11 protein-coding genes are annotated in these 12,747 nt (G+C 71.4%); 5 read left to right on the plus strand and 6 right to left on the minus strand.

Translation table 11 applies throughout. The features are described from left to right. Window positions 1-7 precede the first annotated feature (7 nt). A complete protein-coding gene (secD, locus tag WFI16_RS04355) occupies window positions 8-1,594 on the minus strand; it encodes a protein translocase subunit SecD (RefSeq protein WP_419896562.1) in 1,587 nt (528 codons plus the stop codon). 129 nt (window positions 1,595-1,723) lie between these two features. Between secD and WFI16_RS04360 the strand changes: the two genes are divergently transcribed. Then, on the plus strand, window positions 1,724-2,695 hold the full coding sequence (locus tag WFI16_RS04360; protein ID WP_419896563.1) for a Gfo/Idh/MocA family protein: 972 nt from the start codon (window positions 1,724-1,726) through the stop codon (window positions 2,693-2,695). A gap of 258 nt (window positions 2,696-2,953) precedes the next feature. Here WFI16_RS04360 and WFI16_RS04365 read toward each other — a convergent pair whose 3' ends face one another. Together WFI16_RS04365 and copM are read right to left on the minus strand one after the other, a co-directional pair. Then, complete coding sequence (locus WFI16_RS04365; protein ID WP_419896564.1) at window positions 2,954-3,784, minus strand: RNA methyltransferase; 831 nt, start codon at window positions 3,782-3,784, stop codon at window positions 2,954-2,956. An 84-nt stretch (window positions 3,785-3,868) separates the two neighbouring features. Next, on the minus strand, window positions 3,869-4,246 hold the full coding sequence (gene copM / locus WFI16_RS04370; RefSeq protein ID WP_419896565.1) for a CopM family metallochaperone: 378 nt from the start codon (window positions 4,244-4,246) through the stop codon (window positions 3,869-3,871). A 162-nt stretch (window positions 4,247-4,408) separates the two neighbouring features. Here copM and WFI16_RS04375 point away from each other — a divergent pair, with 162 nt between their 5' ends. Next, window positions 4,409-5,281, plus strand: coding sequence for a sulfite oxidase heme-binding subunit YedZ (locus tag WFI16_RS04375; protein WP_419896566.1), 873 nt, complete (start codon window positions 4,409-4,411; stop codon window positions 5,279-5,281). A gap of 51 nt (window positions 5,282-5,332) precedes the next feature. Here the strand turns inward: WFI16_RS04375 and cysS are convergent, their stop codons facing one another. The 3 genes from cysS to WFI16_RS04390 form a co-directional block, all read right to left on the minus strand. Then, window positions 5,333-6,763, minus strand: a complete 1,431-nt coding sequence (cysS, locus tag WFI16_RS04380; RefSeq protein WP_419896567.1) for a cysteine--tRNA ligase — start codon at window positions 6,761-6,763, stop codon at window positions 5,333-5,335. 136 nt (window positions 6,764-6,899) lie between these two features. Beyond that, a complete protein-coding gene (locus WFI16_RS04385; protein ID WP_419896568.1) occupies window positions 6,900-8,786 on the minus strand; it encodes a putative bifunctional diguanylate cyclase/phosphodiesterase in 1,887 nt (628 codons plus the stop codon). A 213-nt stretch (window positions 8,787-8,999) separates the two neighbouring features. Beyond that, window positions 9,000-9,935, minus strand: coding sequence for a LysR family transcriptional regulator (locus WFI16_RS04390; RefSeq protein ID WP_419896569.1), 936 nt, complete (start codon window positions 9,933-9,935; stop codon window positions 9,000-9,002). 121 nt (window positions 9,936-10,056) lie between these two features. Here WFI16_RS04390 and WFI16_RS04395 point away from each other — a divergent pair, with 121 nt between their 5' ends. The 3 genes from WFI16_RS04395 to WFI16_RS04405 all read left to right on the plus strand — a co-directional run bounded on the left by WFI16_RS04395 (window position 10,057) and on the right by WFI16_RS04405 (window position 12,735). Next, on the plus strand, window positions 10,057-11,001 hold the full coding sequence (locus WFI16_RS04395) for an N-carbamoyl-D-amino-acid hydrolase (protein WP_419896570.1): 945 nt from the start codon (window positions 10,057-10,059) through the stop codon (window positions 10,999-11,001). Between the two features lie 109 nt (window positions 11,002-11,110). Then, a complete protein-coding gene (locus WFI16_RS04400) occupies window positions 11,111-11,959 on the plus strand; it encodes an amino acid ABC transporter permease (protein WP_419896571.1) in 849 nt (282 codons plus the stop codon). Then, the gene (locus tag WFI16_RS04405; RefSeq protein ID WP_419896572.1) at window positions 11,956-12,735 is read left to right on the plus strand and encodes an amino acid ABC transporter ATP-binding protein; all 780 of its coding nucleotides are present in this window, start codon (window positions 11,956-11,958) and stop codon (window positions 12,733-12,735) included. Before WFI16_RS04400 ends, WFI16_RS04405 begins: the two co-directional genes overlap by 4 nt. Window positions 12,736-12,747 lie beyond the last annotated feature (12 nt).

Below are 12,747 nucleotides of genomic sequence, written 5' to 3' on the forward strand. Positions count from 1 at the left end.
TCCCCTCTCAGACCGGCAGCGTCTTGGGACGGCGGGCGCGGTACCAGGTGGCGACGAACAGCCGCACCAGGGTGGTCGCGGTCCACATCTGCACGATGGTGCCGATGGCGACCGTCACCGCGAAGCCGCGCACCGGCCCCGAGCCGAAGCCGTAGAGGCAGGCCATGGCGATCAGGTTGGTCAGGTTGCTGTCCAGGATGGTGCCGGACGCCTTGCTGAAGCCGAGCTCCAGCGCATTGACCGGCGGCTTGCCCTGCCGGGCCTCCTCGCGGATGCGCTCGTTGATCAGGATGTTGGCGTCGAGCGCGGTGCCCAGCGTCAGCACCACGCCGGCGATGCCGGGCAGGGTGATGGTCGCCTGCAGCACCGACAGCGCCGCCAGCATCAGCAGCAGGTTCACGAACAGCGCGATATTGGCGAACCAGCCGAGCAGGCCATAGGCCAGGCCCATGTAGAGGAAGACGAAGGAGGCGCCGACCGCCAGGCTGATCAGCCCGGCCCGGATCGCATCCGCGCCGAGCTCGGGGCCGACGGTGCGCTCCTCGACCACGGTCAGCGGGGCGGGCAGGGCGCCGGCGCGCAGCAGCACCGCCAGGTCATTGGCCGAGGCCGCGGTGAAATTGCCGCTGATCTGGCCGCGCCCGCCGGTGATCGGCTCGTTGATCCGCGGCGCGGTGATCACCTTGTTGTCCAGCACCACCGCGAAGGGGCGGCCGGTATTCTGCCGGGTGATCTCGGCGAAGCGGCGGGTGCCGACCGAATCGAAGCTGAAATTCACCACCCACTGGCCGTTGCGCCCGTCCTGGCCGGCGCGCGCGTCGGTCAGGTTGGCGCCGTCCACCTCGATGCGGCGGCGCACGGCATAGCGCTCGCCAGGCGATTCGCCGGGCAGGAACTCGACCCCCGGCGGCGGCACGGCGGCCGAGGTATTGGCGGTGTCGTCGACCAGGCGGAAGGTCATCCGCGCGGTACGGCCCAGCAGCTCCTTGATCCGGTTCGGATCCTCGAGGCCGGGCAGCTGCACCAGGATGCGGCTCGACCCCTGGCGGGCGATCTGCGCCTCGGAGACGCCGGTCTCGTCGATGCGGCGGCGGACGATCTCCACCGACTGCTCCACCGCGCCGCTGGCCCGGGCGCGCATGGCGGCCTCGGAGAGCGTCGCGGTGATGCTGCCATCCGGCTGGGCGGCAATCTCGACATCCGGGGCGGTGGCGCCGGCGCCGACCGGCACCGGATTGGCCAGCTCCCGCAGCGCGGCCAGCGCCGCCTGCTGCTGGCCGGCATCGCGCAGCCGCAGCACCAGGCGGTTCGCTGCCGGCTCCGGCTGCAGCGCCACATAGCCGATATTGGCCTGGCGCAGCCGGGTCCGGGCGCCATCCGCCAGACCCTCCAGCCGCTCCCGCGCCACCGCGCTCAGATCGACCTCGAGCAGCAGGTAGGACCCGCCCCGCAGGTCGAGGCCGAGCGAGACCTGCCGCGCCGGCAGCCAGGACGGAATGGCGGCGCGCGGGAACAGGTTGGGCAAGGACAGCAGCACGCCAAGCAGGATGACGCCAAGGATGGCGGCGACCTTCCACCGCGCGAAATACAGCATGGCCGAAGAGGCCCCCCGATCTAGAGGGTGCGGAAAATGCTGGGTCGCGCCCCCCGATGCAACCCACCATGCATCGTCCGAGACTCTCTGCTACATGCGCCGCACCATTCCACCGGACGGGACAGGGTCATGCGGCTGAAGCTTGGCATTCTGGGGGCGGGGCATTTCGGCCGGTTCCACAGCCTGAAGGCGGCCCGCGCCGCCCAGGGCGAGGGGCGGGTCGAGTTCCTGGGCCTGGCCGATCCGGACCCCGCCCGCGCCGCGCTGGTCGCCGGCGAGGCCGGCTGCCGCGCCTGGGACAGCGCCCAATCCCTGATGCAGGCGGCCGATGCGGTGATCATCGCCGCGCCCACCGCCTTCCACCACGACCTGGCCGCCCAGGCGCTGGCCGCCGGCTGCCATGTCTTCGTCGAGAAGCCGATCGCCGCCAGCCGCGCGCAGGCCGACGCCCTGGTCGCCCAGGCCGCCGCCGCCGGCAAGGTCCTGCAGGTCGGCCATGTCGAGCGCTTCGGCGCCGGGCTGATGACGCTGCAGGGCAGCGCCGGCGTCGGCCGGCCGCTCTATATGGAGGCGGTGCGCATCGCCCCCTTCCGGCCGCGCAGCCTGGACGTGACCGTCATCCTGGACCTGATGATCCACGACCTGGACCTGGTCCTCTCGCTTGCCCGATCCGAGCTGGTCGCCGTCGAGGCGGTGGGCACCGCCGTGGTCTCCCCCACCATCGATATCGCCAATGCCCGGCTGCGCTTCGCCAATGGCGCCCAGGCCACCATCACCGCCAGCCGCGCCAGCCTGAAGATGGAGCGCCGCCTCCGCGTCTTCGGCAGCGAGGGCTATGCCAGCCTCGACTTCCTGGCGCGCGAGCTGAAGCTGGTCCGCAAGGGCCAGGGCCAGACGCTGGAACAGATCCCCGGCCATGGCATCGAGACGCTGGCCTGGACCGACCGCGACAACCTGGAAGCCGAGCAGGCCAGCTTCGTCGCAGCCTGCCTGGACGGGGCGAAGGTGGTGGTCGACGGGCACGCCGGCCGGGCGGCGTTGGACGCGGCCTTGCGGGTCGAAGAGGCCGTGGCAGCCAGCCTGAAAGCAGCCAGCGTCTGAAAAGACAGGGCAGGCCAGGGGAATGAATTCCCCTGGACCCCTTCTTTTTTCTTTCGGACTGCCGTGTCCACGTGCAGACGGGACGTGGCCCTGCCCAGTGTCGGCACGACCTTTGATCCGGCACTGATGTATTTAAAACAGCGCCCCACCGTGATGCCTGGGTGAGGATGCCGGTAAAGCGCCGGCCTGTTCACGGCCGGTGAACAGAAAAAAGAAGGGGGTTCGGGGGAATTCATTCCCCCGACCTGCTCAGACCCTTCACTTGTCTTCGCTGACTTCCGGCATCGGCGGATCCAGCTCTTCCGGCCGTCCGCGCTTCATCCGCCCGCGGGACAGTTCGGTGACCACGCCGTGCAGGGTGCGGAGTTCCTGCTCGGTCACCTCGCCGCGCTGGAACCAGTGGCGCAGGTTGCGCACCATCCCCGGCCGCTTCGGCAGGTTGTCCAGGAAGCCGCAGGCGTCCAGCTCCGCCGTCAGCCGGCCGAGGAAGCCTTCCAGCTCGCCCTTGGTGGCCACCCGGGTCTCGTTGGTCATCAGCAGGCGGGGTGGCGTCCTGTCCTCGGCGGCGTTCCACCATTCATAGGCCAGGATCATCACCGCCTGGGCCAGGTTCAGCGACATGTGGTCCGGGTTCAGCGGATAGCGGACCAGGGTGTCGGCATGGGCCAGGTCGTCGTTTTCCAGCCCGGCGCGCTCGGGGCCGAACAGGATGGCGGCGCGCTTCTCCTGGCCGCGGCAGATCTCCACCAGGTCCTCGGCGGCGGCGCGGGCGGTGCGCAGGGGGACGACGACGTGGCGCGGGCGGGGACAGGTGGCGAAGACGCGGTGGCAGTCGGCCACCGCATCGGCCACCGTCTCGTGCACCGTCGCCGCGTCCAGGATGCGGTCGGCACCCGACGAGACGAACCAGGCGCGCTCCAGCGGCCAGCCGTCGCGCGGCGCCACCAGCCGCAGGTGGAACAGCCCGCCATTGGCCATGGCCCGCGCCGTGGTGCCGATATTCTCGGCCAGCTGCGGGCGCACCAGCACCACGATCGGGCTCTCGCCGGGGAGCGGCTTCAGGTCGGCGCCACCATCGCGGCCGGTCATGGGCAGGGTCATCCTTGCGGGAAGCTATGAATCAGCGCCCCCCGATAGCCGCCCGGCGCCGGCCGCGAAAGAGCCGATCGCGGCTCAGCGCGGCCGGGCGAGGAAGGCGCGCAGCTCGGCGATCTCCTTCTCCTGGGCTGCGATGATCTCCTCGGCCATGCGGCGCATGGCTGGGTCGCGGCCGTGCCGCAGCTGGATGCGCGCCATGGCGATGGCGCCCTCGTGGTGCGGGATCATGCCGGCGGCGAAGTCGCGGTCGGCGTCGCCGGTGAAGCGGACGGCGCCCATGGCGCGGTGCATCGCCTCGTTGGCGGCCTGGAACTCCCGCGTCGAGGGGGAAGTGGTGGCGGCGGCGGGCGCGCCATGGCCGGCATGCTGGGCGAGGGCCGGGGTGGCGAGCAGCCCGGCGAGCAGCGCGAGCGAGGCGAGGCGACGGAGGGGGGGGCGGGGGCGGAAGGGCATGGCGGAAGGCTCCTCGAAGGGGGATGGCCGAGGCTGCCGCCTTCCCATGGGGGGAAGGCAAGCGCCGCATCCGGTCACGGCCCCGCGCAAAGTGTAACGTCGCGCTGGCGCAGCCGCCGCGCCGCGCCACATGATGGCCACCCCTGCTTCCTGGACGACTGCATGTCGCTGCCGCTTTCCCTGCCGCCCCTGGCTGCCCCCTGGCGCGACCGCCAGGGCAGCTTTTCGCCCTTCAAGCTGGCGGTGCTGGCCGCGCTCTTCGTCCCGGGCCTCTGGCTGGCGGCGCAGGCGACGCAGGGCCAGCTCGGCGGCCGGCCGATCATGGAGGCGATCCATTTTTCCGGCCTCTGGGCGGTGCGCATCCTCTGGCTGTCGCTGCTGGTGACCCCGGCGCGGCAGCTGCTGCGCTGGCCGAAGCTGATGCTGGTGCGCCGCATGGTCGGGCTGGGGGCGCTGGCCTATGCGCTGCTGCACCTGGTGCTCTATGCGGCCGACCTGAAATGGGATCTGGTCCGGCTGGTCAGCGAGATCGCGCTGCGCATCTACCTGACCATCGGCTTCCTGGCGCTGCTGGGGCTGGCGGTGCTGGGGGTGACCTCGACCGATGGCTGGGTGAAGCGGCTGGGCGGGCGGCGCTGGGCGGCGCTGCACCGGGTGGTCTATGGGCTGGCGGCGCTGGCGGTGGTGCATTTCGCCCTGCAGTCGAAGATCGACGTCACCGAGGCGGTGCTGATGGCCGGGCTGCTGCTCTGGCTGCTGGGCTATCGCCTGCTGGCGCCGAAGGGCGGCGCGCCGGGGCTGGGGCGGCTGGCGCTGCTGGGGATCGGCGCGGCGGTCGGCACGGCGCTGATCGAGGCGGCCTGGTACGGGGTCGCCACGGGCGTGCCGCCGCTGCCGGTGCTGGAAGCCAATCTGGATGTCGAATTCGGGCTGCGGCCGGCGCTCTGGGTCGGGATCGCGGCGGCGGGGATGCTGGCGCTGCGGGTGGCGCGCGGCTCAGGCAGCAGGAAGAAGAAAGCAAGAGCGGGGGAATGAATTCCCCCGCGCCCCCATGTCACCGGCCGTTTCAGGGCCGGCGCTGAAATCTCAGGCCTTGCGCCAGGTGGTGCCGCCGGCACCGTCCTCCAGCACCACGCCCTGGGCGGCCAGCTCGTTCCGGATGCGGTCGGCCTCGGCCCAGTCCCTGGCGCGGCGCGCGGCCAGGCGCGCCTCGATGGCGGCCTCGATGGCGGCGCTGTCGTCGGTGCCGGCCTGGCGCCAGGCGCGGGCGTCGCTGCCCAGCAGCCCCAGCACCGACGCCGCCTGGCGCAGCGCGGCCGCCGCCTGGCCCGAAGCCGCAGTCCAGTCGCGGCCGACCCGGTGCAGCACCGTGGTCGCCGAGCCGCCCACCGTCGCCACATTCTCCAGCGTGCGCAGGTCGCGCAGCCGGGCCAGGGCGAGGGGGGTGTTCAGGTCGTCGGCCAGCGGCTCCAGCGCCCATTCGGCCATCTCGGCCACTAGCGCGTCATCCTCGGCGGGCACCGGCAGGTCGCGCGCCAGCAGCGCGTAGAAGTCGTCGAGCTCGCCCTTGGCCTCGTCCAGCCGCTCCACCGTGTAGTCGAGCGCGGCGCGGTAATGCGTCTTCAGCAGCAGCAGGCGGAAGGCTTCGCCCGCCCAGGCACCGCGCGCCAGGATGTCGCGCACCGTCAGGAAATTGCCGAGCGACTTCGACATCTTCTCGCCGTTCACCAGCAGCATGCCGTTGTGCAGCCAGGTGCGGGCGAAGCGGGAGCCGGGGAAGGCGCAGACCGACTGCGCCACCTCGTTCTCGTGATGCGGGAAGAGCAGGTCATGCCCGCCGCCATGGATGTCGAAATCCGGGCCCAGATAGCGCCAGGACATCGCCGAGCATTCGATATGCCAGCCCGGCCGGCCGCGGCCCCAGGGGCTGTCCCAGCCCGGCAGGTCGTCCGCCGAGGGCTTCCACAGCACGAAGTCGCCAGCCTCGCGCTTGTAGGGCGCGACCTCGACCCGGGCGCCGGCCAGCATCTCGTCCGGCGAGCGGCCGGAAAGCGCGCCATAGCCGGGGAAGCTGGAGACCGAGAACAGCACATGGCCCTCGGCGGCATAGGCATGGCCATTGGCGATCAGCCGCTCGATCAGCGTGATCATCTCGGCGATGTTGTCGGTCGCCCGCGGCTCCTCGTCCGGCGGCGCGCAGCCGAGCGCCGCCATGTCGCGGTGGAAATCCGCCGTGGTGCGCGCGGTGATGGCGCCGATCGGCTCGCCGCTCTCCTGGCTGCGCGCGTTGATCTTGTCGTCCACGTCGGTGATGTTGCGGACATAGGTGACCCGCTCGAAGCGGCGGCGCAGCAGGCGCGCCAGCACGTCGAACACCACCACCGGCCGGGCATTGCCCAGATGCGCCAGGTCATAGACCGTCGGGCCACACACATAGAGGCGCACATGCTGCGGGTCGAGCGGGACGAAGCTCTCGCGCTGGCGCGTGGCGCTGTTGTGGAAGGCCAGTTCGGTCATCACTCTGCCTTGTCGGGGGTGGTCGCTTCGGGGGATCCGGGCCGGCGGGCCGGACGGGGCAGGTGCGCCGGAATGCCCCCCGCCGTCAACACGGATTAAGCCCGGCAGACCGCCGAAGCCACCGAAAAGCCGGGCCCTATTCCCCCGCGGCCCGTGCCGGGACCGGGGGCGGCGGCGGTGTCGAAGCGGCACCGGGCGGCAGCAGGTGGAGGGCGGCGAACTGCTCGGGCGGCACCGGCCGCCCGAAATAGTAGCCCTGCGCCTCGGCATAGCCCTCCTGCCGGAGGATGTCGGCCTGCTCGGGCGTTTCCACCCCTTCGGCATTGGCCCGGATGTTCAGCGTGCGGCTCAGCTGCACCACCGAGCGGACGATGGCCAGGGCACTGGCATCCTCCACCATGCCCTGGACGAAGCTGTGGTCGATCTTGATCTTGTCGAAGGCGAAGCGCCGCAGATAGGCCAGGCTGGTATGGCCGGCGCCGAAATCATCCATGGCGATCCGCACCCCCAGCGCCCGCAGCCGGGCGAGGGTGGCCAGCACCGCCTCGGTATCCTGCAGCAGCAGGCTTTCGGTGATCTCCAGCTCCAGCCGTTCCGGCGCCAGGCCGGAGGCGCGCAGCACCACCTCCACCGTGTCGCAGAAATCGCCATGGCGGAACTGCATCGGCGAGACATTGACCGCCACCACCAGCGGCGCCGGCCAGCGCGCCGCCTGGTGGCAGGCCGCGGTCAGCACCCAGGCACCCAGCGGCAGGATCAGCCCGGTCTCCTCGGCCAGGCCGATGAAGCTGCCGGGCGAGACCGGGCCATGGCCAGGCCGGTTCCAGCGCAGCAGCGCCTCCGCCCCGCTGACCCGGCCGCTGCGCAGATCGATCAGCGGCTGGTAGTCGACGCGGAACTGCTCCCGCGCCACGGCGCGGCGCAGATCCTGCTCCAGCGCGCGGCGCTCCTGCAGCCGGGCGTTCATCTCGGGGGCGAAGAAATGGAAGCGGCCGCGCCCGGCCTGCTTCGCCTGGACGGTCGCCACATCGGCGTCATGGATCAGCCCGGCCGGATCCTGGCCGGGCTTGCCGAGGGCAATCCCGATCGAGACGCCGATGGTCAGCTGCGTGCCGTTCAGGTCGAAGGGGACCGCCAGCAGCGCCAGCAGCCGCTCCGCCAGGCGGCCGGCGCCCTCGGGCTGCGGCGCGCCGGCCTGGATGATGGCGAATTCATCGGCGCCGAGCCGCGCCAGGCTGTCGCAGCCGCGCAGCCCCTGGGCCAGCCGCCGCGCCGTCGCGCGCAGCAGCGCATCGCCGGCGGCATGGCCCAGCGCGTCGTTGACCTCCTTGAAGCGGTCGAGGTCGAGGCAGAGCAGCGCCACCCCGCCGCCATCGCGGTTGGTGCGCAGCAGCGCCTCGGCCAGCTTCTCCTGGAAGGCGGTGCGGTTCGACAGGCCGGTGAGCATGTCATGCGTGGCCAGATAGGCGGCCCGCGCCAGCGCCTGGTCCAGCAGCCGCATCGGCAGCAGCCGCAGCAGCATCCAGCAGCTCAGCCCCACCCCGGCGCAGATCAGGCCGATCAGCGCCGTCTCCTGCACCAGGCCGCGGATCGAGCGGGTGACCTCGACCTCGGCCAGGGTCAGGGCCGGGGCGTGGGCGTGGGCGGGGGCCTGGGCCTCGCCATGCACCAGCGCCCGGCGCACCAGCAAGGGCCCCTGCAGCGGTGCCGCCGGGCCGGAACTGGCCAGCACGCGGCCATCGGGGGTCAGGATGCGGCGCTGCTCCACGCCGCCCTCGATCTCCGGGCTGCCCAGCGCCAGCTGCAGCCCCTGCAGCCCGCCGGTTTCCTGGAGCCGCCAGGACAGCCGGCTGATCTCCAGCGCCAGCCGCCCGGCGCGCCCTTCCAGCGAGCCCTGCGCGTGCGACAGCCCGGCCAGGAAGTAGCTGGCCGGCGGGACGATCGCCAGGGCCAGCGCCGCCGCCGCCGCCAGCATCGACATCAGGATGATCAACGGCGTGGTGTGGCGGTTCAGCCCCGCCATCCGCGGCTCCGGGCTCCGCCGGGGGAGAAGACGATGAAGAAGGCGAGGGAGAGGACGGGGGGAGGGGCCTGCCGGCCCCGCTGTGCCATCCGGCGTTCCATCCGGCACCTCGTCCGCCGCGGCGGGCCGAGTCGGGGTGGAAGGGGCGAGGCTGGACGGCATAGCGGGCTCCCGGGGGAAGGCGGGCGCGCAAAGCCACCCGACAGGACCGGCTCAAGCCTCCCGCATATTCCTTGAGATCGGATGAAGTGAGGGGGCGGGGGCCGGATCGGGCTGCGCCAGCAGGTCGCGGATCTCGCGCAGCAGCGCCTCGGCCGGGCGCGACAGCGGCAGGCGGCTGGCCCAGAAGGCGCTCGCGGTGACCCGGATGGTCGGCTCGAAGGGCAGCACCGCCAGCGGCTGGCGGCGGTGGCGCGCCGAGAAGGGGTCGACCACCGCGATCCCCACCCCGGATTCGGCCAGCGCCCGCGCGGTGTCGGTGTAGCGGACCTCGACCGCCGGCTGGAACGGTTCGCGCGCCTCGGCGAAGGCCTGGCGGATCGCCTGGCCCATCCGTGTCCCGGCCTCCAGCGCGATGAAGGGCCAGGGCCGCAGCAAAGCAGGGCTGGCCACCGGCTCGCGCGCCAGCGGATGGTCGGGGGTGCAGACGCAGACCATGCGGCTCTCGGCCAGCGGGCGGACCGCCAGCCCCGGCCGCTCCTCCAGGCTGAGGCCGACGCCGAGCTCGGCCAGCCCGCCCTCGACCCCCTCCACCACCTCGTCGAGGCGGCGGACGTCGAAGGTGATGCGCAGCCGCGGCTGCCGCGCCAGCATCCGCGCCAGCGCCTGCGGGATGGCGCCATGGCCGAGCGGCGGCGTCGCCAGCAGCCGCAGTCGCCCGGTCTTGTCCTGGCGCAGCTCCTGCAGCCGTGCCTCCAGCGCCGCGTGCTGGGCGAAGAGCGGCTCGGATTCGGCATGGATCAGCCGCGCCGCCTCGGTCGGGAACAGCCGGTTGTTGATCCGCTCGAACAGCGGGAAGCCGAGCTGCGCCTCCAGCTGCTTGACCGCGTTGCTGACCGCCGGCTGCGACATGCCGAGCAGCCGCCCGGCCGCCATGGTGGTCTGGTGGCGGATGACGGCCCGGAGGATTTCGAGCTGGCGCAGGGTCATGATTTGGGCAGGGTATAACCAGTTCGAATGATTTCCCGCAAATCATCATCACCCCGAGAATTGATCTGCCCAAGGCTTGTGCGAAGATGCCGCCATCCCGAGGCCAGCCGAGGTTCTGCCCATGCCCCGTATCCTGCGTATCGCCGCCGCCCAGATGGGTCCGAACCAGCGGGCCGACAGCCGCGCCGCCATCCTGGCCCGGATGATCGCCCTGCTGGAGCAGGCGGCCGGGCAGGGCGCGAAGCTGGTGGTCTTCCCCGAGCTCGCCTTCACCACCTTCTTCCCGCGCTGGCTGCTCGAAGGCGCCGAGCTCGAGCAGTATTACGAGCATTCGATGCCGAACCCCGAGACCCAGGCGCTGTTCGATCGCGCCAGGGAACTCGGCGTCGGCTTCTATGTCGGCTATGCCGAGAAGACCGCCGAGGGGCAGCACTTCAACACCGCGATCACCGTGGGTCCGGATGGCGCCGTGCTGCAGAAATACCGCAAGGTGCATCTGCCGGGCTCGGTCGAGCCGCGCGAGGGCGCGCGCTTCCAGCAGCTGGAGAAGCGCTACTTCGAATATGGCGACATGGGCTTCCCGGCCTTCTACGGCCCGGAGAGCTGGGGCGCCCCGATCATGGGTCAGCTGATCTGCAACGACCGCCGCTGGCCCGAGGCCTGGCGCGTCTATGCGCTGCAGGGCATGGAGCTGATGGTGGTCGGCTACAACTCCGCCGCCTATGACCCGAATGGCGGCGACACCGAGGACCAGGGGCTGCGCACCTTCCACTCGCAGCTGGCCGCCCAGTCCAACGCCTACATGAATGCCTGCTGGGCGGTGGCCGTCGCCAAGGCCGGCGACGAGGACGGCTCCGGCCTGATCGGCGGCAGCTGCATCGTCGACCCGAACGGCCGCATCGTCGCCGAGGCGAAGACGCTGGGCGACGAGGTGGTCGTCGCCGATTGCGACCTGGATTTGGTGCAGCAGGGCAAGCAGAAGATGTTCAACTTCGCCGCCCATCGCCGCCCCGACATGTATGCGCTGATCACCGAGCGCACCGGCGCCGAGCCGCCGAAGCGCTAGTTTCCGTCGGTTCCGGGACCCGAGGGGTCCCGGGTTCCGCTGACTGACGACTGCCGCCCCCCCCCGCCGTGGGGGCGGCGCATCCTTATGACGGGGGGAGCCCGCTGCCATGCCCGCGCCCAATGCCGCCGCCGCGCTGCCGGACATCGCCCATTACACCCATGTGCCCAACCGGCACTGGGGGCGCTGGCTGGCGGTCGCCATCATCCTCCTGCTGATCGCCGGCCTGGCGCGCGCCTTCGCCGTCGGCCAGATCGAATGGGACTTCGTCGGCCGCTTCTTCACCGCGCCGGCCATCATGACCGGCCTCACCAACACGCTGTGGATGACACTGGGCGCCATGGCGCTGGGCATCGCGCTGGGCGTCGTCACCGCGGTGATGCGGATGTCGCCCAACCCGGTGCTGCAGGGCGTCGCCATGGGCTACACCTGGTTGTTCCGCGGCACGCCGGTGATCCTGCAGCTGCTGCTCTGGTTCAACCTGGCACTGATCTTTCCGCGGCTGGGCTTCGGCGACTGGTCGGTGCGCACCGTCGACGTGATGACGCCGGCGCTGGCCGCACTCCTCGGCCTCGGCATCAACCAGGGCGCCTATACCTCGGAAGTGATCCGCGCCGGCATGCTCTCGGTCGATGCCGGCCAGTACGAGGCGGCCAAGGCGATCGGCATGACCCGGCTGCGCGCGCTGCGCCGCATCATCTTCCCGCAGGCGATGCGCGTGGTCATCCCGCCCCTGGGCAACGAATTCATCGGCATGGTGAAGCTGACCTCGCTGGCCAGCGTCATCCAGTTCGCCGAGATCCTGCACGCCGCGCAGAACATCTACTACGCCAATTCCCGCGTCATCGAGCTGCTGATCGTCGCCGCCATCTGGTACCTGATCATCGTCTCGGTCCTGACGCCGCTGCAGATGCTGCTGGAACGCCGTTTCGCCCGCGGCGCCGGGGGTGCCCGATGAACCATTCTTCCGCCCTTCCGCTGGTCTCGATCGTCGACGTCCGCAAGAAGTTCGGCGATTTCCAGGCGCTGGCCGGCGTCTCGCTCGATGTCCGCGCCGGCGAGGTGCTCTGCATCATCGGCGCCTCCGGTTCCGGCAAGACCACGCTGCTGCGCTGCGTCAACCAGCTGGTGACCATCGACAGCGGCGCCATCTGGGTCGATGGCGAGCTGACCGGCTGGCGCATCGACGGGACGAAGCTGCACGCCCTGCCGGAGAAGGAGGTCGCCCGCCAGCGCCTCTCCACCGGCATGGTGTTCCAGCGCTTCAACCTCTTCCCGCACATGACCGCGCTCGAGAACATCATCGAGGGGCCGGTGCAGGTGCAGAAGCGCAACCGCGCCGAGGCGGTGCGCGAGGCCGAGGCGCTGCTCACCCGCGTCGGCCTCGCCGACAAGGCCGGCTCCTACCCGGCCAACCTCTCCGGCGGCCAGCAGCAGCGCGTCGCCATCGCCCGCGCGCTGGCGATGAAGCCCAAGCTGATGCTCTTCGACGAGCCGACCAGCGCCCTCGACCCCGAGCTGGTGGGCGAGGTGCTGGCGGCGATGAAGGAGCTGGCCGCCTCCGGCATGACCATGATCGTCGTCACCCATGAGCTGGGCTTCGCCCGCGAGGTCGCCGACCGCGTCGTCTACATGGACCGCGGCGCCATCGTCGAGCAGGGCCCCGCCGCCGAGGTGCTCGGCAACCCGCAGGAGCCGCGGCTCCGCGCCTTTCTTTCCGCTGTCATTTCCTGAAGGAAGCCTGTC

The sequence above is a fragment of the Roseomonas sp. USHLN139 genome, from assembly GCF_037145735.1.
In the GTDB taxonomy this organism is placed as follows: domain Bacteria; phylum Pseudomonadota; class Alphaproteobacteria; order Acetobacterales; family Acetobacteraceae; genus Pseudoroseomonas.